This is a genomic window from Polaribacter sp. HaHaR_3_91, assembly GCF_019278525.1.
Lineage (GTDB): Bacteria > Bacteroidota > Bacteroidia > Flavobacteriales > Flavobacteriaceae > Polaribacter.
Window position 1 is genome coordinate 1,733,737 of sequence record NZ_CP058986.1, and the last position, 25,330, is coordinate 1,759,066.

Consider the following 25,330-nt stretch of genomic DNA (forward strand, 5'->3'; position numbering starts at 1 on the left):
TTTATTTTTTTACAAATGATTCTATTATGGTATTAATTTCTTTTTCTTTTGTTGTTTCATCAGAAAATAAATGTTTGTAAAGTTCTTTAAACTCAACTTTAGTTTCTAAAGATAAATTGGTGTTTCTACCATAAACTTCGTTCCATTTATTTCTAACTAACTGCCATTTGTTATTGTTTGCTTTCCACCAGTCAGAAGCCGCTTTACATTTGCTATCATCAACTTTTACGTACGTATTGTATCCTTTTTCTTTAGCTAAAACAACATCTTCTTTTCCCGATTCACGGATAATTTTACTGTTATCTTGGTCATGAAGCCAACCGTAGCTTGTAATTTCATGTCTGTTTCCTCTTAAAGTGATGTTATAATCGCTTCTTTTGGTGTATTCTCTTCTTGGTAAAGGAGCGGTAGTTTCGTTTTCCCAATAGCTTTTTCCGTCTACATGAACCCAAGTTCCAGAACCTTCGTAACGCGGACTGTCATCTACTTGATATACTTTTTGTGTCCATTGTTTTTTTATGTCGCTTTTACTTTTTTGCTCAAAAGTCCAGTTATTATCACCATTATACATGTAGAAATCGTTGTTTTCATACAACCAATCTTGTCGCCAGTGTTTAATAATCATTGGGTCTTTTGGGTTACCAACTTGTAATAAATGTTGAATTGATATTTTGTTATTACTATCTTCTACCAAACCAGCCCATTCTAAACCTTTATCTACTTTAGTTTTAGAAGGTTTGTAAGTGGAGTCTTTACTATAATTAAAAGTTTCAGCAAAATTGAAGGTTACTTCAAAACAACCACACATTTCTTTTATCGCATTTTGATCTTTCTTTTTCTTGCTTTGTGCATTTACAGAAATGGAAAGGAAAAGTAGTAGTGTACTCAATAATAGTTTATTCATTTTTTAAAATTTTTGGTTATAAATATTTTTACAAAAATATACAATTTATTTAGACTGATTAAAAATAAGGTATATATTTGTCGAAAATTATTAAGAATGTTTCTAAATAAAGAAATTACAGTTGTATTACTAATGTTTTCTATTGCTACTTTTAGTCAAGAAGTAAAAAAGGATTCAACAGAAATAACTGTTTTAGATGAAGTTGTGGTTACTGGGCAGTACAATCCTCAATCTGTAAAAAAATCTGTACATAATGTTACTGTTATAAAAAGAGCACAAATAGAAAGTCAGGCAGCCAATAATTTAGCCGATTTATTAAACTTTAATTTAAACTTAACAATTGTACCTAGTTCTCAAACAGGTAAGTCTACGATTTCTTTCTTCGGATTAGATGCTCAATATTTTAATATTTTGGTTGATAATATTCCTTTAGTAAGTGATAATGGACTTGGAAATAACATCGATTTAACGCAAGTAAATTTAGATGATATAGAGCGAATAGAAATTGTAGAAGGTGCAATGGGCGTAGAGTATGGCGCAAATGCGGTATCTGGAGTGATCAATATTATTACTAAAAAATCGATAAAAAATAAGTGGAATATTAATGCTTCTTTACAAGAAGAAACGGTAAGTGATGAATATGCTTGGTTTGATGAAGGAAGGCATATACAAGCATTTAATATATCTCATAATATAGATAAGAATTGGTTTGCTAGAGTTGGTGTAAACCGCAATCAGTTTGCAGGCTTTTTTAATGATAGACAAGGAAAAAACTATTATCAAAATGATGGTTTAAGAGGATATGATTGGTTACCAAAAGAACAATTTAATTCAACTGCTTTTGTACAATATCAAAAAGAAAATTTTAAGCTGTTTTACAAATTTGAATACTTTAATGAGCTAATAAATTATTATGATGAAGCGGTTAGAGCAAATATAGATACACAGGCGCAAACGAGTAATCCGTCTGCAACGGATAGAGTTTTTAGAACGCATCGGTTTGTAAACAACTTAAATCTTGTAGGGAGTTTAAACACAGGCGCTAATTACAATGTTTCACTTTCTTACCAGCAACAAAAACGTTATTTAAACGAGTTTAACTACTACATTTTAAGTAGAGAAAAAAGTAATGAAACGGATGATGTATATCAATCTAGTAAAGTTTTCTTTTCTAAAGGAAGTATTAACAACCTTGTTAAGAGTGATTTATTTAATTTTCAATTAGGATACGAAACAAGGTTTATCAATGGTTTTGATACACAAGCTTCTGGCGATGTTACACAACAAGATAAGACGCAATCTCAGAGTAATTATGCTTTTTATGGTTCTGCCGAATTTAAGTTTTCTGATGCATTTTTACTAAGACCTGGAATACGTTATGAATATAATTCTTTATTTAAGTCTAAAGTATTAGCGTCTATTAGTGCTCGTTATTTAATGAATAATGGTTTTGAGTTGCGTGGTAACATTGGTACATCTTACAGAACGCCAAATTTTGAAGAGTTGTACTATTACTTTGTAGATTCTAACCATGATGTGCGAGGAAATGAAAACCTAAATCCAGAAAATGGCTTTTCGGCGTTTATCAACCTAAAAAAACACAGTTACTTTAATGAGTTGTCTTTATTAAATACTTTAAAAGTTAGTTATTTAGATGTTGCCGATAAAATAGATTTGGCTATTGTAAATCCTACTCCTTTACAATATCAATACATTAATATTGATGCTTATAAGTTATGGGGAATCTCTTCTGAAAATAGTATTAAAAAAGAGAATTGGACTTTTAATTTAGGTGCTACTTTACAAGGTATTTCTAGAATTGCTACCAATGAAATACATGCAGAAAACGACTTTTTATATTCTTTTCAATTAAATACAAGTGCCAATTATAACATCAAAAAATGGAAAACAGCACTTACTGTATTGTTTAAACACAATGGTAATCAGCAAAATTATATTTCATCTGGTGTAGATGATAAAGGGAATGCTGTATTTTCTGAATCTACCACAAGCGCTTATAATTGGGTAGATGCTTCTATCAAAAAATCATTCTTTAATGATAAAATTCAAGCCACTTTAGGCGGTAGAAACTTATTTGATGTTACTAACGTAAATGTTAGTAATGCAAGCACAGACGGAGTAGCACATGCTTCTAACAACAATTCTTTGTTATTGGGCTACGGACGTTCTTATTACTTAAAGCTATTATATAACCTTAATTTTTAAACACTAATAATTACCAAACATTAAAATCATGACAAACAAATTTTTAACTTTTATTTTATGTGCAGCTGTATTTTCTTTTACAAGTTGTGACTCTGAAGATGCACCAATAGCACCAATAGTTGTAGTTATAGACGGAGCAGCTATTTCACCTGAAGTTGGTGGACCAAATGAACCAAATCAAGTATATGTAGACTTAAGTACAAATACAACTACTGTTGTAAAAAGAGATTCTTGGGATTTAGGTTTCTATTCAGGATCAGAATTTAGAGTTAGCTTAAATGGATCAATTTCTATGGCAACCGCTGAACTATCTACAACAAATATTGATGCTGTTAAATCTTCCGATCAAGAAGTAATCGATTTACAACCATTGGTAAGAACAAATACGTATACAGATGAAAGTGTTCCTTTTGTTGATGCTCCAAATGGAGATATTCTTGAAACTGCGATTTCTGAAATTTCTGATACGGATTCTGAGAACAAAGTATATTTAGTAAATCTTGGGTATGAAGTAGATACAACTTCACCTGCAACAGGTAGCTATTCGGCAAATGGAGAAGCTAGAGGTTGGAAAAAAATTAGAATCTTGAAAGATGCTAACAATTATATCTTACAGTATGCTGATTTAGATGCTACTACACACAAAGAAATTACTATCTCTAAAAAAGAAGCATATCATTTTACTTTTTTTAGTTTTAATACTGAAAATGAAGTTAGTGTAGAACCTTTAAAAAACGAATGGGATTTAAATTTTACAATTTTCACAAACTTAATTCCTACTGCAGGACCTTATGTATATCCAGATTATGTAACAAATAATATAAAATCAGATGCCAAAGTTTATATGCTAGATACAGAAGAAGATGGGTTTACTTATGAAGATTTTTCTATTACCGATGTAGAGGCTACAAAATTTACTACAGACCAAAGAAGTATTGGTAGTAGTTGGAGAAATGGAGGAGGACCAGGTAGTTTACCTTCTTTAAAAGACAATGTGTTTTATGTTGTTAATGATACTGATGGTAATTTATATAAATTAAAATTTTTAGCACTAACTAATGAAGCAGGAGAGCGTGGATATCCTGAATTTGTATATAGTTTATTACAATAAAATAGTCCCTCAGCAATCTTTAGATTGTTATTTTAGTTGGAAAGGCCGTTTAAACGAAAGTTTAAATGGCTTTTTTATTTCTTAATTACTTGGTTGTAATTTACCAATTCTGTTAAACCTTCTTTATCTGGATCTTCGGCAAAAGAACGCAGATAAGTATCTAAATATTCGATGGCTCTATCTTCTGGATAAAACAAAACTTTGTTTTGGTCGGTAGACCATTCTATAACGTTTATATAAGTTTTACTTTCAAAAGTTCTATAGAAACTTTGTGCGCTTTCTGGCAGTTTTTCTTGCAATTCTTCATCAAGATAAATAATGTAATATTTTAAATCTGCTGTAAAAAAATGAAATGATAACAGATTGTCATAAAAACCAGTTAGGTTGTTTGCTAACGGCAGCATAATCGTAAAAACCAAAATGGCCAATTTTTGCGTATTGAAAAACTGTATAAAAAACTCAAAGGCGTTCGATGTTTTTAACGTCCAGAATAGAATTACCACACTTACCATGTTCTGAATATTCCAAGGCACCACATTGTAACCATATCCTAAATAAAAGAGTAAAACGGTAATTGTACCGTGCATTAAAAGAATAAACACGACTCCAAATTTTCTTGTTTTATTAAAGAGCAATAAAATGCCCATTAAAGCTTCTAACCAAGGCACAGCATACGTAAAAGCAACTAAAAACCATTGAGGTAAAAAACTAAAATGTTTATTGATAGCACCCAACCACTGTATATAAAAGGCTTCATTTAATTTCTGAATTCCGCTCCAAAAATAAGTAGCGAAAAAGATAAGGATAATGGCGTATAATATTTTCTTTGGATTTGCTTTTCTATTGAAAACTTCTATTGCAAAAATGGTTAAAAAACTCTGATAAAAGTAGGGCTGTAGTCGGTTTTGATCTACGAGCGCTAAAAAGAGATATAAACCAAGAATAGTCCAACCTTGCCATCTTTTATTCTGAAAAATGTAGACAATTTGTATCGCAAAAAAGAATCCGGCTAAAATATAATCGAACGGATATGTTGGTACTGGCAACCAATCGAATAACGGGATTATTGGGAAGTTTTTTGTGGTGACCCATAATTTTGGAGCGTACACCATCATTATTAAAACAGCAAGAATAGCAAGGATTCTTACCCAGTTTATTTTCTGTTTGTCTGTTAGATTTGTGATCATCTTAATTATTTATTGAACCAGACCTCTCAGGTTTTAAAAAACCTGAGAGGTCTTTATAATCTATTTATTTTATTTTTATAAAGCTTGTCATTTCTAAATAAGTTTTTCAGCCTTTCGACTCCGCTCAAGATAAACTAATTAGAAATCTCATCATTATAACTCCATTTTTTTTAGATTACTCTTTATTTTCTACTCGGAATGATAAATAAACGCTCCTTTTCACCTTGTTTGCAAACAAGTCTAGCCCTGATTGAAATGACATCCTTTTTATAGCCTTTATTAATAGGTGTCTTTGCGAGGAACGAAGCAATCTCCTTAATTAAGGGATTGCTACAGTTTACAAAAAAGTAAACTTCGCAATGACGGCTATAAAAAGATATAGTGTAAAGCAGGAAATAGCTTCTAATAAACTAGTTTCTCCGCCAAATATTTAGCTGTATAAGACTCCTTATTTTTAGCTAATTTTTCTGGAGTTCCTTCAAAAATAAGGTTTCCACCATTTTTACCTCCTTCTAAACCTAAATCAATTATATAATCTGCACATTTAATCAATTCGATATTATGTTCTATGACGATTATGGAATGCCCTTTTTCGATTAAGGCATTAAACGACGCCAATAACTTTTTAATATCATGAAAATGTAAACCTGTTGTAGGTTCATCAAAAATGAATAATGCTTTGTCTTTGGTGTTTCCTTTAACTAAAAACGACGCTAATTTTATACGTTGCGCTTCTCCACCAGAAAGAGTAGAAGAAGACTGCCCTAATTGTACATAACCTAAACCTACATCTTGCAACGGTTTTAATTTACTCGCTATTTTAGGAACTAAATTTTCCGAGAAAAAAGCAACAGCATCATCGATGGTTAAGTTTAAAATATCATCAATCGATTTTCCATCGAACTTTACTTCTAAAACTTCTTTTTTAAAGCGTTTTCCGTTACAAACATCGCATTCTAAATGCACATCTGCCATAAATTGCATTTCGATAGTAACTTCTCCTTCACCTTTACAAACCTCGCAACGACCGCCTTCTACATTAAAAGAGAAGTGTTTTGGTTTGTAGTTTCTAATACCCGATAATTTCTGATTTGCAAATAGTGAACGAATGTCATCATAAGCCTTTATATACGTTACGGGATTAGAACGAGAAGAACGTCCAATAGGATTCTGATCGATAAATTCTACATGTTTTAGAGTGTCAAAATCTCCTTTTACTTCTGTATGCTGACCGATTTTTTCTCCATGACCAATCAGTTTTTTTTGCATGGTTGGATACAAAATATTTTTAACCAACGTACTTTTTCCGGAACCAGAAACGCCTGTAATTACCGATAAACAATTTAAAGGAAATGTAACATCTACATTTTTTAAATTGTTTTCTCTAGCACCAATAATTTGTATTTTATTTCTAGAAGTTCTACGTTTTGTAGGTACTTCAATTTTTAATTCTTCGTTTAGATATTTAGCGGTTAAAGATTCTGATTTTAAGATTTCGTCAAAATTTCCTTCGGCAACTACATGTCCGCCATAAGTACCTGCTTCCGGACCAATATCAATAATATAATCGGCTTCTCGCATAATATCTTCGTCGTGTTCTACGACTACAACGGTATTTCCAAGATCTCGTAAATCTTTTAAAACACCAATTAATCTTTCGGTATCTTTTGGATGCAAACCAATACTAGGTTCGTCTAAAATATACATAGAACCTACTAAAGAACTCCCTAATGAAGTAGCTAAATTGATACGCTGACTTTCACCTCCAGAAAGTGTATTAGAGGTTCTGTTAATGGTTAAATAAGACAAGCCAACATCGGTTAAAAATAACAAACGATTGTTAATTTCCGTTAACAAACGTTTTCCTATTTTTTCTTCGTATTTGTCTAGTTTGATGTTCTTAAAAAAGACTGCTAATTCATCTAAAGGAAGCGTTACTAGATCGGATATTGTCTTTTCATTTATTTTAACAAAATTAGTTTCATGCCTTAAACGTTTTCCGTTACACGATGTACATTTTGTTTTTCCGCGGTAGCGAGAAAGCATGACTCTGTTCTGTATTTTATAACTCTTTTCTTCTAAAACGGTAAAGAAATGATGAATTCCGTTGAATGATTTATTTCCGTTCCAAACTAATTCTTTTTGTTCTTCTGTAAGTTGAAACCAAGGTTTGTGAATAGGAATATCAAATTGATACGCAACATCTATTAAGTCTTCTTTATAATGTATATAAGAAGGTGTTTTAAATGGAAAAATACAATCTTCCATAATTGATAAACCAGTATTTGGGATGACCAAATCTTCATCAATACCAATTACATTTCCATAGCCCTCACAAGTTGGGCAAGCACCATAGGGATTGTTAAAACTAAATAAATGCGTGTTAGGTTCTAAGAAAGAAATGCCGTCTAAATCGAATTTATTGCTAAATTCAGCAACTTTATTGTCTTCTAAATTTTCTATAAAACAAATGCCTTTTCCTTCAAAAAAAGCAGTCTGAATAGCATCTGCTAATCGGTTGTAAAAATCTTCATCATCTTTTGTTACAATTCTATCTACTACTAAATATAAAAGTTCATTTTTAAATTCTGCTTGCGGAAAATCTGATATTCTATATACTTTGTCATTCCATTTTAAACGCGCATATCCTTGTTGCTCTAAAACTTGTAAAACCGTTTTTAAATCACGGTTTTCATCAATTGTAATAGGTGCTAATAATAACAGTTTTGTTTTATCATCAAACTCTTTTACAAAATTAACAACATCAGAAACGGTATCTTTTTTAACTTCTTTTCCTGAAATAGGAGAGAAGGTTCTACCAATTCTTGCGTATAATAATTTTATATAGTCGTAAATTTCTGTAGAGGTTCCTACGGTAGAACGTGGATTTGTAGAGTTTACTTTTTGCTCAATGGCAATTGCTGGTGCAATACCTTTAATATAATCTACTTTTGGTTTGTGTAATTTTCCTAAAAACTGACGCGCATAAGAAGATAAACTCTCTACATAACGTCTTTGACCTTCTGCATATAGCGTATCAAAAGCTAAAGAAGATTTTCCAGAACCAGAAAGACCTGTAATTACCACCAATTTATTTCTTGGTATAACTACATCTATATTCTTTAGGTTGTGGAGTCTAGCTCCTTTAATAATAATATTTTCTTTCGGATTTACTTTAGAAATGTCAGTCTTCATTCATGAAAAATATAAGCTATAAAAATACCGTTTTTTTAAACCATTTTGAAAGAAATGTGAATGAATTTTGTTAAAATATTTGTCGATTTAAAAAATAATATTGATATTTGGCTTTCATAAGCACCACTAAATTAGACGCATATACATAAAAAACTACTTTTAAATTATTAATTTAATAATAAAAAAAGAAGAGCAACTTGTTCTTCAATAGTAGTTATGACGCAGAAAAACTCAAATACAGATAGTACTTTAGTAAGCGATTACATTAAAGGTAATGAAGCTGCTTTAGCAGTTTTAATAAAAAGACATCAGCAAAGATTGTTTAGCTTTATATATAGTAAAGTACACGATAGAGATATTACAGAAGACATTTTTCAAGACACGTTTATAAAAGTTATTAGAACTTTAAAAAAAGGAAACTATAACGAAGAGGGTAAGTTTTTACCTTGGGTTATGAGAATTGCTCATAATTTGGTGATAGATCATTTTAGAAAAACCAATAGAATGCCTTCCTTTAAGAATACAAATGAGTTTGATATCTTTTCTGTTTTAGGTGATGGAAACCTAAATGCTGAAAAACAAATTATAAAAGATCAGATTCATACGGATGTTAGAGAACTTATAAATGAATTGCCAGAAGAGCAAAAAGAGGTTTTGGTAATGCGTATGTATAAAGATATGAGTTTTAAAGAAATTAGCGAAAATACAGGTGTTAGTATCAATACTGCATTGGGTAGAATGCGTTATGCACTTATAAATATGCGTAAGTTAATAGAGAAACATAAAATTATTTTAGTAGATTAACAATAAATGAAAAAAGTTGTCGTTAGTAGTTTATAACCAATTTATTAAACAAACTATATGATGCAACTTTACTCAAAAAAGCCTTCTGATTTACAGATGCAACCCAAACAAGAAACAGTTCAATTTTTGATTAATTTTTCCAAATCGCTAACTTTTGTAAAAACGAAATCAAAAGACTTCATTGAATTGAATTTGAATTAAGAGAGGAAAAAGCTTCAACTAACGTTGGGGCTTTTTTTTGTATGCATCTTTTTTTATGTTATATGAGTTAATATAGTCTTTGACTTTTACGGAACTTGCAATCATGGAAAATATATTAGTAGCAGGTGCCAATGGTACCACAGGAAAAAAAATAGTAAACTTATTACAAAAATCACAATATTTTAATCCAATTGCTATGGTTCGTAAAGAGAGTCAGAAAAAGCAATTTGAAGATGAAAATGTAACCACTGTTTTAGCAGATTTAGAAAAGGACGTTTCATTTACAACAGAAAATATTGATAAAATTATTTTCGCTGCCGGTTCTGGTGGCAAAAAAGTAGTAGCAGTAGATCAAGAAGGTGCTAAAAAATTAATAGACGCTGGTAAGCATACAAAAGTTAGAAAGTTTGTAATGTTAAGTTCTATGGGGGCAGATAATCCAGAAAGTTCAGACAAACTTAAAGATTATTTAAAGGCAAAACAAAATGCAGATGTTTATTTAAGAGAAAGTAAATTACCTTATTCTATTGTGAGACCTGGAGCATTAAATAATGAAAAAGGGAAAGGTAAAATAGAGTTGAGTAGTAAATTAAACAAACATGGAGAAATTAGTAGAGATGATGTTGCACAAACTTTAGTACATGCTTTATATGACACTGCAGCTGTTAATAATACTTTTGAAATAATAGCAGGAGAAACGTTAATAGGTGAAGCAATACCTAGTTCATAAAACTTCTTTTTAGTATAAATAATACACCTTAATTAAGGTGTATTATTTTTTTTATGATATTCGTCTAAAACAGATTTTCTACCAACTGTACTTGTAATAATATCTTTATCTAAATCCCAACCACGAGCAGGAGAATATTCTCTTCCGTACCAAATAATTTGTAAATGTAAATCGTTCCAAATTTCTTTTGGAAACAATCGTTTTGCATCCTTTTCTGTTTGTGCAACACTTTTACCGTTGCTTAAGTTCCAGCGATACATTAATCTTAAGATATGAGTATCAACGGGAAAAGCAGGTATACCAAAAGCTTGACTCAATACAACTCCAGCCGTTTTATGACCAACCGCAGGTAATTCTTCTAAACCTTCGAAAGTTTGCGGAACTTCTCCATCATATTTTTCAATTAAAATTTTAGACAATCCGTAAATTCCTTTGCTTTTCATTGGTGATAAACCACAAGGACGAATAATTTCCTTAATTTCTTCTACGGTCATTTTTACCATATCAAAAGGATTATCCGCTTTAGCGAACAATAAAGGTGTTATTTTATTTACTCTAACATCTGTGCATTGCGCAGACAATAAAACAGCAATTAATAACGTATAAGGATCTTTATGGTCTAAAGGAACTGGTATTTCAGGATATTTTTCTTGAAGTGTGTCAATTACAAATTGTACTTTTTCTTTTTTTGTCATTATTTGAAGTTACAAAATTTACAAGTCTGCAAGTTACAAAGTTCTAGTTGAAACCTTATTTGTTTTTATGAATTAACTTTTAGATTGAAAAAAATACACTTCGACAAGCTCAGTGTGATATTAGAAACTTTAATTGATTTATGGATGATTAAAATGGCACTTTAAAAACATATTCACTATTTATTAAGCTACCTACTTTAGACTTCAAGAATACTTTGTTACTTTGTATCTTTGTAATTAAAAATAAAAAAATGACATCACTAAAAATAGGAGATAACGCTCCGCAGTTTGAAGCAAAAGACAACGCAGGAAATATCATTAAACTTTCTGACTATACAGGTAAAAAATTAGTTTTATTCTTTTACCCAAAAGCAAGCACTCCAGGTTGTACTAACGAAGCTTGTGATTTACGCGACAACTATCAATCTTTTTTAGCAAAAGGATATGATGTTTTAGGTGTAAGTGCAGATTCTGAAAAAAGACAACAAAATTTTATCAATAAAAATGAATTGCCTTTTCCGCTTTTAGCAGATGAAGACAAAGCTGTAATTGAAGCTTTTAATGTTTGGGGACCAAAGAAGTTTATGGGGAAAGAATATGATGGAATTCACAGAACTACTTTTGTAATTGATGAAAAAGGAGTGATTGAAGATATTATCTTAAAAGTAAAAACAAAGGCACATGCTGCTCAGATTTTAGATTAAGCAATGATTAACGATTTCTGAATTCCGAATTTTATGAGTTCAGGAGTACTTTTTGTATTCGTAATTTCAAATAGCTCTCTTTTATGAGATTTTAAAGAACTTTCTGTAATATGTAATATTGCAGAAAGTTCTTTTTCATTTTTATCAGAATGCACAAATAATGCCTGTAATATTTCTAACTTTCGTTTTGTAAACGTGTAATTATCAATATTTATTTTTGAGGAGGTTTTACCTTTTTTTATAGATTGATGAACGAAACAATTTAGAATTACCTTTTTAAAATTTTGTAAGTCTTCATCTTTTCCTACAAAAACATCTACCCCTTTATTTATCGCTTTTTCTTTGATGAAATTATTATTCATGGTGGTTAATGCAATGATTTTAAAATGATTATTTACTTTTTTTATTTCATCAATAAAATCTAAAGAACATGTTCCATTAAAATTTACATCTAAGATTAAAACATCTAAGTTTTGATAATTTGTAAATACAATTAGTTCTTTTAGTGTGATAAAAGTATTGGTCACATTTAATTCCGAATGAACATTTAAGCTGTCTTTTAAAGCATCACAAAAAAAACGATTATCGTCTGCAATAACTATTCTTATTGGGGTTTTAGTCATTTGTAATGGGGATATTGATTTCGAAATTAGAACCTTTTTTATTGGTGTTTATTTGTAAAGTTCCGTTAATTTGTTTTACTCTGTTTTTTACACTTTCTAAACCCAAACCTTTCTTGGTTATTATTTTTTCATCAAAACCAATTCCATTATCATTTACTTTTAGTGTAACTAGTTGGTTTTTATGTTGGTTTAGCGTTATTTTAATTTCTGAAGCTTTAGAGTATTTTATAGCATTTGTAGTAAGCTCAGAGATTATTCGATATAAGTGTACACATTTATCTTGCGATAATTCGATGTTTTTAAGGTTGAAATTATAACTGATTTTGTGTTTTGTTAAATGGTCTATTTTAGTACAGAATTCTATTAAACTATCAATAAAATTATCTGCATTTACTTTTGGTGCGTATAAGCTGTTTAATAAATATCTATAATCTTTATAAAAAGCATCTAAAATTTCTTCTACTTTTTCTGGTGTTTTTTCATCTTTCTGTAATAAACGTAGTTTTAAAGCTTCTAAATATCCTCCAAAAGTATCATGAACATTATTTACTAAGTTGTTTCTTTCTGTGTGTTGAAAGGCTAATGTTTTATTTTGAAAATTATATTTTAATTCATTACTCACTTTTTTGAGTTTAAAATATTTAAATTGAGTTTCTATGACCGAACCAAAAATAAATCGAGTAAATAGTAATATTTCTATAACCAACGTGATATAATAAATTGTAGATCCGCTAAACTTTATATACAAACTATTGTGGACACTTGGGTTTATAATTTGACCACTTATTATTGCTAAAATTGGCAGTATAAAAGCGATAACTAAATAAATTGGTAGTTGTTTTGTAATGGTTAAATAGAGGTGATTTAGTACCCAAATAAAAGCAATTACTTTTAAGATTGTCCAAACATAGAGGTATAAAACAATTAATCCGCCAAATAAAAATTTATAGATATAGAATAGTAAAAGTGTTAAGGCAATGTAGGCTCCTATCTTAAAAAGTAGTTTAGGAATTACTTGAGATTTATTTAATTTATAAAACTTCAGATAAAAAAAACCAATACAAGCTACTCCTATTGTTTGGCTAATACTTCTAATATTGTTGATAGCAAACTCACTTCCTGACCAGAAATATTGTACTCCAATTCCTTTACCTGCTAGAAATTCTATTAAAACAGTAAAAATATATAATGGATAAAATAAAACAGTGTACTCTTTTTTTAAAATGGCAAAAAAGACCAGTATAAATGCCATCGAAATTAGAAACGCGATAAACATTCCGAAATAAAAATATTCTGTTTCTACACGCTTTAAAAATTGATTTTCTGTTTCTAAAAAGAAAGACATTCTTGTTCTAGTATCCTTATTTTTAACCTCCAGAAAAACATCTGTTTTTATATTATTATCTACTGGTATTTTCCAAACAGGGTATCTATAAAAAATATTTTTATGCGGAAATTCTTTGTTATTAGAGACTTTGTAAAGTGTGTCGATTTGATTTTCCTTTTTTAAATAAATTTTTCCATAAGGCAAATATGGGTTTGCAATTGTAAAGTACTTGTATGCTGTTTTTGTTGAAGTTGCTGGTAATAATGAAAAGTGATTCCATAAAGTATTTCCTCCTAAATGTTTATAAATTTTAGGATGCTCTTCCTTTTCAAAATTACCTAATTCATAGTTTTTTATAATTTCTGAAATGGAAACAGCATTTTTAGAAGGTTGTTTAAAAAAGGATATTGAATGATATATTGAAGAAGATTCCTCTTGTGAAAAAGAATTTAAAGTGAGCAATAGTAGGAGGAAGATTAGTTTTATTTTCACAAATAGAATTTAAATACCCTACTAAAGTATGGTTTTTTTTTATGACTTCCTCTTAATTTTGTAGATGAAAAAGAAAAAAATATGGAAGTTAAAAAATTATATGATTATAATGAATTAAAAATTATTGGTAATAAATATCAAATTAAAGATAAAGAAATACCAATAAACCTTATAGAAGATTTTCTTAGTTTTTATAATTTAAATTTACACGATTTGTCTACGCTTAGTAAGTTTTCTGAAAATTTACAAGAAGAAAAGCGTTTTAAAAAATTGAATAAATCTAAATTTAATTCATTAACAAACAAAGAACTTCAAATTTTTAAATTGGTTGTTCAAGGAAATACAACAAATAAGATTGCAACACAGCTTTTCATAGAGCCGACAACTGTTAGTACGCATAGAAAAAATATAAAACAAAAATTGGAGTTAGAATCCATTTTTGATTTGTATAAATATGCAAATGCATTTAATGTCTTTGATAAATTATAAAAGGAGAAGTAAATTTGTTTGAATGAAAAAAGTGGGCAAATTAAAACGTGTTCACTTTTTATATTAAAAAAAGAGTGTAATAATTATTAAATTTAAATAAAATGAAAAAAGTAATAATATTATTTATAGTTAGCTTAATGTTTATAACTCAAAATATCAATTCACAGGCAATTACAAACGTAAAAACCCTGTTAGAGGAAAATGAATATGGTAATGCTCGATTAATAATAACACCAAATACTTATGATATGACAGCGAAAAAACCTACCAAAACCTCTGGTGTTTATGGACTTTTAGTTTGTTATAGATATAAAGGCGTTCAAAAAGCGTTGCATCAAGATTTAACTTACGATTTTGCCAAAAAAGGTAAAAAGGAGTTGTTTTTAGGTATGTCTGCAAAGAAATCTAACATTTCTATTGGTCAGGTTTTATTTTATAGAAGAGATTTGGTAAATCCTAACAATTTTCCTAAAAAGTCTGATTGTTTTAAATAGTAGTCTAAAACCAAAACTTCATTCCAACTTTTCTAATTGATGAAAAAGAGGTGATTGAAGATATTATTACTAAAGTAAAAATGAAAGCACATGCTGCTTAGCTATTAGAATAAAATTATTAAAACAGCGTATAGAATTAAAAGAATTACTTTTTGTCAGCGCTTGTTTTTGTTAAAAATACTCATATATAGGTATTGTAGATTGTTTTCATTTTTATTTATTTTAAATACTAATTTAACTTATATAAAAAATGAAAACAAAAATACTTCTTTTCGCAACATTATTTTTTTTGAGTCTTAATTTATTTTCTCAAACAATTGCGATTCCAGATACAAACTTTGAACAAGCTTTAATCGATTTAGGTTTTGATTCGAATGGATTAAATGGAAATATTTTAATATCAGAAGCACAAGTTATAGATAGTTTAAATATTCAAGATCCGGAAAATAATACTTTGTTACCTAACGTTTCAGCTAAAATTAAAAGTTTACAAGGAATTGAAGCAATGGCTAATTTGGTTTCCTTGGAAGCAGGAATAAATGAATTAACTTCAATAGATTTAAGTCAAAACACAGCGTTAACCAATTTGTTTTTAAATGACAATCAATTAACAACTATTGATGTGTCTAACAACACAGCTTTAGAACGTTTTGGAATTATGAGAAATCAAATTACAACTATAGAGGTTTCTATGTTGGTGAATTTGGTAGATTTATTTGTGCATGAGAATCTAATATCAAATTTAGATGTTACAAATAATAAAGAATTAGAATGGTTATATACTAGTAATAATCAACTGTCAACAATTAATTTATCAAAAAATACAAAATTAAGAAGAATAGACATTTATGGTAATCTACTTACGTCTATAGATGTTTCTATGTTAGTAGATTTAGAAGATTTAAGAGTAGGTTATAATCAAATAACCTATTTAGATGTTTCTAAGAATAGTAAATTATTTGCTTTTAGTTCTAATGATAATAATTTAGAAGCATTGAATGTGAAAAATGGCAATAACTCTTATTTCACCTATTTTTCTGCAAATAATAATGCTAATTTAACTTGTATACAAGTAGATGACGTAAGTTTTTCTACTACAAATTGGGAGTTAATTGACACAGTAGCTAATTTTAATACAGATTGTAATATTCCTGCCCCTGTTAGTATACCAGATTATAATATGAAAACAGCTTTAGTGGCAGACAATACTATAAATAGTAATGGAGATACTGAGATTCAAGTTTCTGAAGCAGAAGCAGTAACAGGTACTATAACTTTAGAGGCTTTAGGTATAGATAATTTAACTGGTATAGCAGCATTTAAGAATATTACGGGTTTAAATGTTAGCGAAAACAACTTAACAACGGTAGATTTATCTAATAATACTAAGCTTTCTTATTTAAGTATTTATACCAATCAATTAACAGCTTTAGATATTACTTCTCTAACAAGTTTAGAATCTCTATATGCAGGTAGTAATCAGATAACAGAAATAGATGTAACAAATAATTTACTATTAAAAAAATTATGGTTAAACATAAATAACCTAAGTGCTTTAGATATTTCTAATAACACAGATTTAGAAGAATTAGAACTAGATTGGAATTATAATTTATCTGCTATAGATTTCTCAAATAATTTAAAATTATATAGAATTCATTTATGGAAAACGGCAATTTCTACCATTGATGTTACGCAGCTAGTAGATTTACAAAGATTGTATGTTTCTGAAACTAATTTAAAAACAATAGATATTTCTAATAACATAAAACTATATGATTTTAGATCTACAGATAATCCAGAAATACCTACTTATGATTTTTCTAATAATACAGCATTAAATAGAATAGATTTATCAAACTCAGATGTAAGCGATGTGGATGTTTCTAAGAATATAAATTTAACACAACTATTATTAGGACAAAACAATTTAAGAACTGTAGATATTTCTAAAAACACATTATTACAGGAAGTTTATTTAAATAATAATAAACTAGAAAATATTGATATTTCTAAAAATACAAGTGTCACAAAATTATTTTTAAACGACAACTTACTAGAAAGAGCTTATTTAAAAAACGGAAATAATACAGCAATTGTTGAGTTTGATATTACTAACAATGCAAATTTATCTTGTATTGCCGTTGATGATGTTACGTTTTCTGCAATTAATTGGACAAGTATAGACGAATCTGTAAACTTTAATACAAATTGTGGTGCAGAGTGGGAGGTATATACAGAAGATGAAAACCTTGAAACAGCTTTATTAACAGTAGTTGGTTTAGACGCTAATAGTGATGGAGTAATTACTTATGAAGAAGCTCAAGAATTTACAGGTGATTTAGATTTAAGTGGTCAAAATATAATTTCTGTAATAGGATTAGAGGCTTTTTCAAACGCAGCAAGTATTGATGTTTCAGAAAATAGTATTACAGATATTAGTAGTTTTTTAAATGGAGAATCTGTTATACTTTCATCAAAAAGTACTGCAGAAAAAAGAGTGGTTAATAGAACAGGTACCGGAATAAAAGTTTTAAATGTTGCTAATAATTTAATAGAAAAAGCAGATATTTCTAACATAACAAGTATTATAGATTTTGATATATCTAATAATAAATTAACGTATTTAAATTTAAATAACGAATCAAATAGTAGTTTAACAACCTTTAGTGCTATCGGTAATCCTAATTTAAGCTGTATTCAGGTTGATGATGTTGCTATTGCAACGGCTAATACAAACTGGCAGAAAGATACAACAGCAAATTACAGTACAGATTGTGCAGCAGCAGCTTTATCTACTGATAGTTTTTTGAAAGAAAATATTGCTATTTATCCTAATCCGATACTATCAAAGATTCAAATTTCATTATTAAATAGTATACAGTTACAAAGTGTAGAAATATATAATTTTATGGGAAAAAAAATGTTACTGAGTAAAAAAGAGTTGATAAATGTTGAAAAATTTTCAACAGGTGTTTATTTTTTGAAAATATCAACGGACAAAGGGGTATTAATTAAAAAAGTTATAAAAGATTAAAGTAAAGTAGTCTTTAAATAAAAAACGAGTTCAATTTAATTGAACTCGTTTTCTTTTATTTAAAATTTCATGCCAACTTTAAAGTTTAAAACTCTTCCTGTCATATAATTCGGAATCCCGAATTGTGTTTTAGAATATACATCTCTTACCCAAGTGTTGGTAATTGAATTTTGAATATCAAACATATTAAAAAGCTCTAAACCTGCGGATAATTCTTTAAATTTAGATAACCAACCTGTTTCATATTGTTTATTAGCATCCACAAAAATATAAGAAACGCCTAAATCTGCACGTTTATAATCTCTTAAACGACTTTGGTAGTTATACACATCTGCATAAGAAGGAGAGCCTCCAGGAACTCCTGTATTATACACCAAGTTTAAATACGCTTTTAGATTAGGTAAATTGGGTACATAATCTTGAAAAAGAATTCCGAATTTGATACGTTGGTCAGAAGGTCTTGCAATATAACCTCGATTATCAATATTTTCCTCTGTTTTTAAATAGCCTAAACTTACCCAACTTTCGCTACCAGGAACAAATTCACCATTTAAGCGAACGTCCAATCCGGTGGCATAAGCTTTGGTAACATTATCTGCTCTATATCGTATTCTAACATTGTCTATAGAATAGGCATTTACATCAGATAAATCTTTGTAATAGAATTCTGTAGTTAATTTAAAAGGTCTGTCCCACATATCAAAACTATAATCCATTCCTGTAACGAAGTGAATCGATTTTTGAGCTTTTACATCTACATTAATATCACCATTAAAATCTCTTAATTCTCTATATGAAGGGGGTTGAGAATACCATCCACCAGAAATTCGAAACAGCATATCTTTGTCCCAATTTGGTTTGATAGCAAGTTGACCTCTAGGACTAATAATTGTCTGGTTTTTAGATTCGATATCGTTTCCTGTAACTGACCAACTTTGAGCTCTAAGTCCTAAATTATAAAAAACTTCATGTTCATTCCAAAATGAACGTTGATTAAATTGTACAAAGGCAGAAACTCTATTAATGGCAACGTTATTATCTTTTCTGATGTTTTGATAAGGAGTGATTTCACCTTCAAAAGCTTCATAAGGTTGATTGTTAGAGGTATGGTTTGGAGGTCTTATAGAAAAGCCTAAAGAATCGATCATTTCCCATTCTCTAATACGATCTCTAATGTCTTCTTTTTGATATTTTGCTCCAAAACTCCATTGTATATCATCTTTCTTGATAGTTCCTTTTATTTGAATATTGGTAATTACTGCATCTAAATCGTTACGAGCATGGTTTAACTGTGAGCCAATTCCTTGAGAGAAATCTACTTCTCCAAAATTTTCTGAACCAATATTAGCGTCAACTTCGCCTAAATTATAGGCTGCAGCAATATCAAAATGCTCTTCTTCTTGTGTGTTGTATCTAGACGCTGTAGTTGTTAATGTAAAGTTGTCATTCACTTTATAATCCGCAGAAAAAGCACCAAACATCGTTAAATATTTATCTTGCTCTTGTCCTGAGTAAAAAACGATTAATTCTAAAGGGGCTGCAACCGTACCAAAACGTGTTCTTCTAGAAATTGGTTGATAATTATAATCGTTCAAAGAAAAATTTCCTAGAAAATTTAATGTAAATTTTTCTGAAAACTCATAAGATAAATAGGTTTGTACGTCTGTAAATTGTGGTCTAAAATTAGTTTCAATTTGTTTACTATTTACAAATAAGCTATTGTCTCTATATCTAACACCTGTAATTGTACTTAGTTTTTTATTTAGAAAATTACCTTCAAAAGTAACGCTTGCACCTAGTAAACTTGCATCTATTGTCGTAGCCGTTTCTGTAGGTTTCTTGTAGGTAATATCTAAAACAGAAGATAATTTATCTCCATATTTTGCTTGAAATCCACCAGCAGAAAAATTAATATTCTGCACCATATTAGAGTTGATAAAACTTAAGCCTTCTTGCTGACCAGATCTAATTAAAAAAGGTCTGTAAATTTCAATTCCGTTTACATATACCAAGTTTTCATCAAAATTACCACCTCTTACATTGTATTGTGTGCTTAATTCGTTGTTATTGCTAACACCGGGTAAAGTCATTAATACGTTTTCTACACCCGCATTGGGTCCAATTACATTTTTAACAACAGCAACATCAATCTTCTTTATACCTTGGGCATTTCTTACATTGTCTTTAATTATAATTTCTTTTAATTTTTCTGTTTTTGAAGAAAGAACAACAGAGTAACGGACACCGTTTCTGCTGTTTCCAATATATTTTTTAGTAAAAGTTCTATAGGATAAATGGCTAAAAACTAAGGTGATTTCTTCTTTAAAAGGAATTCGAATAGAGTAGTTTCCATTTTTATCTGTGGTAGTACCAACGTTGTTATACTTTATAGAAACTTGTTCAATAGGTTGTTTGTTTTTATCATTAACAGTTCCTTTAAGGATTGTTGTTTTTTGAGCAAAAGCAAAAACAGGGAGAAAGTATAAAAAGAGTAAGATTTTTTTCACGTAGGTTTTAGTTTACTTGTTTTTTAAAGAACGTTGTAGAAAGTGTATTCGTATTCCCAACATTGTCTGAGACTACAATTTTAAAGATATGTTTGCTACCAACCAATTTTTTATCACTAAAGTTATAGGTTAATATTCTTTTTTTATGATTGTATTCCATTAAAATCCATTCTCCATCTAAAGTAGCTCTATAGTTTTTAATTCCAGAACCAATATCAGAAATCTTTACTTTAATAGTTTCTCTTTTAGAAATCCAATCGTTATTTTTAAAATACAAGACGCTAGCTTTAGGCTTATGAGTATCTGAAACTAAAGCATATTTCCCCAATGTTTTAGTGGTTGTATAAAACGTACTGTCCTTTTTTCGAGTGCTCAGGTAATATGGATATTTTGAGTTTTCTACATTCGCTATATAAAGTTGTTTTTTTTCGGCTTCAGAATATTTAGAAACATTAAAAGTTAATGTAAAACTTTTATCTAAAGGAATATTAGGAGTATGAATTTTAGCAACGCCTTTATCAACCTTAAAATCTAAATATACATCTTCATAAAAAGTATTCTTAGGAAAAGCAACTGTAACATTTTCTTCTTTAAACTTTTGAAAGTTTTTAGCAACTATTTTATAGGCAGTGGTGTCTTTTGGTTGTGTAAAAATGGTGTTGTTTTTTACTCCAGTAATGGGAATTTTTAAGGTACTTGTATTTCCTTTATAGTCTTTTGCAATAATTTCTATATTGTAATTCAATCCATTTTCAATATTTAATATGCCATTATCTATTAATCCCTTATATGTAGATAGTTTATTGGCTTTTTCTTTATAGGTTTTCTGATATTTTTTCTTATATTTTTTATAGTGCGGATAATCTATATGTAAGTTGATGAATTTACTTTCTGCAAAAGAAAATGTTTCTACATCATGATGATAAAAACGTTTTCCATTAACAAGCATTTCTAAACTAAATATTCCATTTTTATTGTATGCTTTGTCTAATTGGTCAAAAACATTTACACTAAAACCAATATGTCCAGAAGCAGCAATTTTACCCACTTTATATTTTCCTTTTTCTATACTCTTTAGAGATATAACCGTACTTCTATTTTTATTATTAATTCTAGCATTCTGGTCTAGTGGATACACTTTTAATGCTAAAAAAGTAGGTGGATTTGTATCAATAGGTTTCAACCCAAAAAACAAAGGATTAATAATGTGTTCTGTACTTGTATCTCTTATTTCGAAGTGTAAATGAGGTCCACCAGAACTACCAGTATCACCAGAAAAAGCAATGATTTCTCCTTTTTTTATAGGAAATTGATCTGGTTTTAAAAATAAATTACCGGTTTCATAATTTTCCTTTTTGTATTGTATCGCTTTTACATACTCTTGTATTTTATCAGCATATTTACTGATGTGGGCATACACGGTTGTAAATCCGTTTGGATGCGTAATATAAATCGCTTTTCCAAAACCATATTGAGCAACTTTTATTCTAGAAATATAACCTTCTGCAGCTGCATATATTTTTAAGCCTTCTCTTCCTTGGGTTTTTATATCTACTCCAGAATGAAAGTGATTACTTCTTAATTCGCCAAAAGTACCTGATAAAATAGTAGGGATGCCTAAGGGGTTTCTAAAATAGTCTTTTGGGTATTTTTCTTGTGAAAAACTAAAAAAAGCAGATAAGAATGTGAATAACAATAGGGTTTGTCTCAAAATGAAAATGTTTTCTGCAAAAATAGGGAAAATCATTTTTTAGTTAAAGAGTTAATCTTTAGTTTTTTAATAAAATAAGCAACAAAATGTTGTAAAGTTTAAAACAGAATGTTAACTTTGTAGTTATAGTTTTATTCTTAAAATATAGATGGGTAATACAATTGAGGCAATTCATTTACTGGAAGATAAGTTAGAAAGCTTATTGTCAAATTATGAATTTTTGAAGAATGAAAATGAAATTCTGCTTCAGAATACAAGTAAATTACAACATCAATTAAAAGAAAGAGAGCAATTATTAGCAGCGCAGAAAAAAGAATATGAATTGCTTAAGGTTGCCAAAACTATAGACGGCAGTGGTACAAATACAAGAGATACAAAACTCAAAATAAATACTTTAATTCGAGAAATCGACAAGTGTATCATACAGTTACACAAATAAAGTTCATTAAATTGTGGGAAAACTTAAAATTAATATTGTTATAGCAGGTAGAACTTACCCTTTAAGTGTGAACAACACTAAAGAGGAAGAAGGCATGAGAAAAGCCGCAACTGCTATTAATAAATTAATTTCTATGTATGAAGAAAATTACGCAGTAAGTGATAAACAAGATGTTTTAGCTATGTGTGCGTTACAGTTTGCATCAAAAGCAGAAATAACTTCATTAGAAAAGGATTCTACAGATAGAGAAGTAGTAGATAAAATAAAAGAGTTGACTAATTTGGTTGATTCTCATTTAAAATAAGTTCTTTAAAATATACATTAACAACACACTGCCTACGTTAGTACATTGTTTATTAAACTCAACACGATTCAATTATGAAGGATGAGTCTTAACTACTATAGCAAGCCATCTAGAATGGATCCTTGAACAGTTAGTTAGTCCTATAAGTAACCATATTTGGAGTTTAAAAAACCTCACTAATGTAGGCTTTTTTTTATATATTAAATTTAAATTATGGATGGAATGATACTTCCCATTATTGTGGGAGTTTTGATAGGAATTGCAGGTGGATTTTTGATCGCTAAAGCGATGGAAAAAGCAAAAGGAAAAAAAATACTTAGTGGCACTAGAAAAGAGGCCGCAACAATCTTAAAAGAAGCTAAGATAGATGCCGATTCTGTAAAAAAAGAAAAGATATTACAGGCAAAGGAAAAATTTATTGAATTAAAGGCTGAGCATGAAAAAGTAATTCTTACTAGAGAGAAAAAGATTTCTGATGTAGAGAAACGTATTAGAGATAGAGAGTCTCAAGTTGCCTCTGAAGTAGATAAAAATAAAAGGTTAAATAAATCTTTAGAACACAAAGAAGGAGAGTTTAATAAAAAATTAGACTTTTTAGAAAATAAAGAATCAGAATTAGAAAAAATGCACAAGCGTCATGTAGACATGCTAGAGCAAATTTCTGGTTTATCGGCAGAAGAAGCCAAAAAAGAATTGATTACTTCTTTAAAAGACGAAGCAAAAACAGAGGCAATGGCTTTTGTACAAACTTCTATTGAAGAAGCGAAGTTAACAGCAGAACAAGAAGCTAGAAAAGTAGTTTTAGGAACCATACAAAGAGTAGGTGTAGAGCAAGCAGTAGAAAACTGTGTGTCTGTATTTAACTTAGAGTCAGACGATGTTAAAGGTAGAATTATTGGTAGAGAAGGACGTAACATTAGAGCTTTAGAAGCAGCAACTGGTGTAGAAATCATCGTAGATGATACTCCGGAAGCAATTATCCTTTCTTGTTTTGACCCTGTTCGTAGAGAGATTGCAAGATTGTCTATGCATAAGTTAGTAACCGATGGTAGAATTCACCCAGCAAGAATTGAAGAGGTTGTTAAAAAGACAGAGAATCAAATTACCCAAGAAATTATTGAAGTTGGTAAAAGAACTGTAATAGAGTTAGGTATCCACGGATTGCATCCAGAATTGATAAAAACGGTGGGTAGAATGAAATATCGTTCTTCTTATGGTCAGAATTTATTACAGCACTCGCGTGAAGTAGCAAATCTTTGTGGTATTATGGCTTCGGAAATGGGCTTAAATGCAAAAGTAGCAAAACGCGCTGGTTTATTACACGATATTGGTAAAGTGCCAGATACAGAAAGCGAACTTCCACACGCATTGTTAGGTATGGAATGGGCTGAGAAATATGGTGAAAAACCGGATGTTTGTAATGCAATTGGAGCGCACCACGATGAAATTGAAATGAAAACTTTAATAGCACCAATTGTACAAGTTTGTGATGCTATTTCAGGAGCAAGACCAGGAGCAAGACGTCAGGTTTTAGATTCTTACATTCAACGTTTAAAAGATTTAGAAAATATTGCATTTGGTTTTCCAGGTGTTCAAAAAGCGTATGCTATTCAGGCAGGACGTGAATTACGTGTAATGGTAGAGAGTGGTAAGGTAAATGATACCAAAGCTGCTGAGTTATCTTTTAGTATTTCTCAGAAAATACAAAACGATATGACATATCCAGGTCAAGTAAAAGTAACTGTTATTAGAGAAACAAGAGCGGTTAATGTGGCGAAGTAGATAAAGCCCATTCTTATCCTTCCCAAAGAAGGTAGACTTTTGTATTATCAAAATATTTTTAAAAATCCCTACCATGTTTATGGTGGGGATTTTTGCTTATATACATTTCTTAATATTTGTGTTTCTAGTCCTTTACCTTCTTTGTTGTAACATTAGCGAAGCTTTTTTATAGAGTAAATATTTGTAGTATTTACTAAGATAAAACCCACTGAAAATAAGTAAATATTTTCTTAAACTAGGATTTTAAATGCCTTATAAGAAAGGTGTTGGAGAACCCGATAAATTAAAAATTAATTAGCCTTTAGTGTATTCTTAAGGTTTTTTTATCTCCATGTTTCTTAAATTAATGTTAATATAAAATCAGAAAA

The 25,330-nt window shown here is 29.5% G+C and carries 19 protein-coding genes and 1 other RNA gene; 12 read left to right on the plus strand and 8 right to left on the minus strand.

Annotation, left to right across the window (positions count from 1 at the left end; translation table 11 throughout):
- Window position 1: 1 nt before the first annotated feature.
- Complete coding sequence (locus H0I27_RS07260; RefSeq protein WP_218733180.1) at window positions 2-904, minus strand: DUF6607 family protein; 903 nt, start codon at window positions 902-904, stop codon at window positions 2-4.
- Window positions 905-1,000: 96 nt separating this feature from the next.
- Between H0I27_RS07260 and H0I27_RS07265 the strand changes: the two genes are divergently transcribed.
- Both H0I27_RS07265 and H0I27_RS07270 read left to right on the plus strand, forming a co-directional pair.
- Window positions 1,001-3,130: a TonB-dependent siderophore receptor gene (locus H0I27_RS07265; RefSeq protein ID WP_218733182.1), complete on the plus strand. Its 2,130-nt coding sequence runs from the start codon at window positions 1,001-1,003 to the stop codon at window positions 3,128-3,130.
- A gap of 28 nt (window positions 3,131-3,158) precedes the next feature.
- Window positions 3,159-4,241, plus strand: a complete 1,083-nt coding sequence (locus H0I27_RS07270) for an HmuY family protein (protein ID WP_218733184.1) — start codon at window positions 3,159-3,161, stop codon at window positions 4,239-4,241.
- Between the two features lie 74 nt (window positions 4,242-4,315).
- On the opposite strand, the gene H0I27_RS07275 is transcribed toward H0I27_RS07270, so the two are convergent.
- Window positions 4,316-5,428: an HTTM domain-containing protein gene (locus H0I27_RS07275; protein WP_218733186.1), complete on the minus strand. Its 1,113-nt coding sequence runs from the start codon at window positions 5,426-5,428 to the stop codon at window positions 4,316-4,318.
- A 402-nt stretch (window positions 5,429-5,830) separates the two neighbouring features.
- A complete protein-coding gene (uvrA, locus tag H0I27_RS07280) occupies window positions 5,831-8,623 on the minus strand; it encodes an excinuclease ABC subunit UvrA (protein ID WP_218733187.1) in 2,793 nt (930 codons plus the stop codon).
- A gap of 216 nt (window positions 8,624-8,839) precedes the next feature.
- Here uvrA and H0I27_RS07285 point away from each other — a divergent pair, with 216 nt between their 5' ends.
- Together H0I27_RS07285 and H0I27_RS07290 are read left to right on the plus strand one after the other, a co-directional pair.
- A complete protein-coding gene (locus H0I27_RS07285; protein WP_218733189.1) occupies window positions 8,840-9,427 on the plus strand; it encodes an RNA polymerase sigma factor in 588 nt (195 codons plus the stop codon).
- Between the two features lie 304 nt (window positions 9,428-9,731).
- Window positions 9,732-10,358 carry an SDR family oxidoreductase gene (locus tag H0I27_RS07290; protein WP_218733191.1) on the plus strand — a complete coding sequence of 209 codons (627 nt, stop codon included), beginning with the start codon at window positions 9,732-9,734 and terminating at the stop codon, window positions 10,356-10,358.
- A 32-nt stretch (window positions 10,359-10,390) separates the two neighbouring features.
- Here the strand turns inward: H0I27_RS07290 and nth are convergent, their stop codons facing one another.
- A complete protein-coding gene (gene nth / locus H0I27_RS07295) occupies window positions 10,391-11,053 on the minus strand; it encodes an endonuclease III (RefSeq protein WP_208888968.1) in 663 nt (220 codons plus the stop codon).
- Window positions 11,054-11,304: 251 nt separating this feature from the next.
- On the opposite strand from nth, the gene bcp reads away from it, so the two are divergent.
- A complete protein-coding gene (bcp, locus tag H0I27_RS07300; RefSeq protein WP_218733193.1) occupies window positions 11,305-11,757 on the plus strand; it encodes a thioredoxin-dependent thiol peroxidase in 453 nt (150 codons plus the stop codon).
- On the opposite strand, the gene H0I27_RS07305 is transcribed toward bcp, so the two are convergent.
- Both H0I27_RS07305 and H0I27_RS07310 read right to left on the minus strand, forming a co-directional pair.
- Entirely contained in the window at window positions 11,754-12,380 is a 627-nt protein-coding gene (locus tag H0I27_RS07305; protein ID WP_218733194.1) for a response regulator transcription factor, read from the minus strand. The two genes, bcp and H0I27_RS07305, sit on opposite strands and share 4 nt — an antisense overlap.
- Complete coding sequence (locus H0I27_RS07310) at window positions 12,373-14,199, minus strand: ATP-binding protein (RefSeq protein ID WP_218733196.1); 1,827 nt, start codon at window positions 14,197-14,199, stop codon at window positions 12,373-12,375. The genes H0I27_RS07305 and H0I27_RS07310 overlap by 8 nt, the downstream gene beginning before the upstream one ends.
- 81 nt (window positions 14,200-14,280) lie before the next feature.
- Here H0I27_RS07310 and H0I27_RS07315 point away from each other — a divergent pair, with 81 nt between their 5' ends.
- The 3 genes from H0I27_RS07315 (at window position 14,281) to H0I27_RS07325 (ending at window position 18,219) form a co-directional block, all read left to right on the plus strand.
- The gene (locus H0I27_RS07315) at window positions 14,281-14,688 is read left to right on the plus strand and encodes a helix-turn-helix transcriptional regulator (protein WP_218733198.1); all 408 of its coding nucleotides are present in this window, start codon (window positions 14,281-14,283) and stop codon (window positions 14,686-14,688) included.
- Between the two features lie 101 nt (window positions 14,689-14,789).
- Window positions 14,790-15,182: a hypothetical protein gene (locus H0I27_RS07320; RefSeq protein WP_218733200.1), complete on the plus strand. Its 393-nt coding sequence runs from the start codon at window positions 14,790-14,792 to the stop codon at window positions 15,180-15,182.
- Between the two features lie 250 nt (window positions 15,183-15,432).
- On the plus strand, window positions 15,433-18,219 hold the full coding sequence (locus H0I27_RS07325; protein WP_218733201.1) for a T9SS type A sorting domain-containing protein: 2,787 nt from the start codon (window positions 15,433-15,435) through the stop codon (window positions 18,217-18,219).
- Window positions 18,220-18,278: 59 nt separating this feature from the next.
- Here the strand turns inward: H0I27_RS07325 and H0I27_RS07330 are convergent, their stop codons facing one another.
- Window positions 18,279-20,726: a carboxypeptidase-like regulatory domain-containing protein gene (locus H0I27_RS07330; RefSeq protein WP_218733203.1), complete on the minus strand. Its 2,448-nt coding sequence runs from the start codon at window positions 20,724-20,726 to the stop codon at window positions 18,279-18,281.
- Between the two features lie 7 nt (window positions 20,727-20,733).
- Window positions 20,734-22,473 carry a M23 family metallopeptidase gene (locus H0I27_RS07335; protein ID WP_218733205.1) on the minus strand — a complete coding sequence of 580 codons (1,740 nt, stop codon included), beginning with the start codon at window positions 22,471-22,473 and terminating at the stop codon, window positions 20,734-20,736.
- A 112-nt stretch (window positions 22,474-22,585) separates the two neighbouring features.
- Between H0I27_RS07335 and H0I27_RS07340 the strand changes: the two genes are divergently transcribed.
- The 4 genes from H0I27_RS07340 (at window position 22,586) to rny (ending at window position 24,962) form a co-directional block, all read left to right on the plus strand.
- Window positions 22,586-22,876: a hypothetical protein gene (locus tag H0I27_RS07340; protein ID WP_208888974.1), complete on the plus strand. Its 291-nt coding sequence runs from the start codon at window positions 22,586-22,588 to the stop codon at window positions 22,874-22,876.
- Window positions 22,877-22,889: 13 nt separating this feature from the next.
- Window positions 22,890-23,180 (plus strand): cell division protein ZapA, encoded by a 291-nt coding sequence (locus H0I27_RS07345; protein ID WP_068448476.1) that lies wholly within the window; start codon window positions 22,890-22,892, stop codon window positions 23,178-23,180.
- Between the two features lie 56 nt (window positions 23,181-23,236).
- Window positions 23,237-23,345: non-coding RNA, 6S RNA (gene ssrS / locus H0I27_RS07350), on the plus strand.
- A gap of 48 nt (window positions 23,346-23,393) precedes the next feature.
- Complete coding sequence (rny, locus tag H0I27_RS07355; RefSeq protein ID WP_218733207.1) at window positions 23,394-24,962, plus strand: ribonuclease Y; 1,569 nt, start codon at window positions 23,394-23,396, stop codon at window positions 24,960-24,962.
- Window positions 24,963-25,330: the final 368 nt, after the last annotated feature.

Excerpts from the sequence above, each read along its gene's own strand:
- H0I27_RS07260 (WP_218733180.1), bottom strand. The coding sequence starts at position 904 with ATGAATAAACTATTATTGAGTACACTACTACTTTTCCTTTCCATTTCT.
- H0I27_RS07265 (WP_218733182.1), top strand. The coding sequence starts at position 1,001 with ATGTTTCTAAATAAAGAAATTACAGTTGTATTACTAATGTTTTCTATT.
- H0I27_RS07270 (WP_218733184.1), top strand. The coding sequence starts at position 3,159 with ATGACAAACAAATTTTTAACTTTTATTTTATGTGCAGCTGTATTTTCT.
- H0I27_RS07275 (WP_218733186.1), bottom strand. The coding sequence starts at position 5,428 with ATGATCACAAATCTAACAGACAAACAGAAAATAAACTGGGTAAGAATC.
- uvrA (WP_218733187.1), bottom strand. The coding sequence starts at position 8,623 with ATGAAGACTGACATTTCTAAAGTAAATCCGAAAGAAAATATTATTATT.
- H0I27_RS07285 (WP_218733189.1), top strand. The coding sequence starts at position 8,840 with ATGACGCAGAAAAACTCAAATACAGATAGTACTTTAGTAAGCGATTAC.
- H0I27_RS07290 (WP_218733191.1), top strand. The coding sequence starts at position 9,732 with ATGGAAAATATATTAGTAGCAGGTGCCAATGGTACCACAGGAAAAAAA.
- nth (WP_208888968.1), bottom strand. The coding sequence starts at position 11,053 with ATGACAAAAAAAGAAAAAGTACAATTTGTAATTGACACACTTCAAGAA.
- bcp (WP_218733193.1), top strand. The coding sequence starts at position 11,305 with ATGACATCACTAAAAATAGGAGATAACGCTCCGCAGTTTGAAGCAAAA.
- H0I27_RS07305 (WP_218733194.1), bottom strand. The coding sequence starts at position 12,380 with ATGACTAAAACCCCAATAAGAATAGTTATTGCAGACGATAATCGTTTT.
- H0I27_RS07315 (WP_218733198.1), top strand. The coding sequence starts at position 14,281 with ATGGAAGTTAAAAAATTATATGATTATAATGAATTAAAAATTATTGGT.
- H0I27_RS07320 (WP_218733200.1), top strand. The coding sequence starts at position 14,790 with ATGAAAAAAGTAATAATATTATTTATAGTTAGCTTAATGTTTATAACT.
- H0I27_RS07325 (WP_218733201.1), top strand. The coding sequence starts at position 15,433 with ATGAAAACAAAAATACTTCTTTTCGCAACATTATTTTTTTTGAGTCTT.
- H0I27_RS07335 (WP_218733205.1), bottom strand. The coding sequence starts at position 22,473 with ATGATTTTCCCTATTTTTGCAGAAAACATTTTCATTTTGAGACAAACC.
- H0I27_RS07340 (WP_208888974.1), top strand. The coding sequence starts at position 22,586 with ATGGGTAATACAATTGAGGCAATTCATTTACTGGAAGATAAGTTAGAA.
- rny (WP_218733207.1), top strand. The coding sequence starts at position 23,394 with ATGGATGGAATGATACTTCCCATTATTGTGGGAGTTTTGATAGGAATT.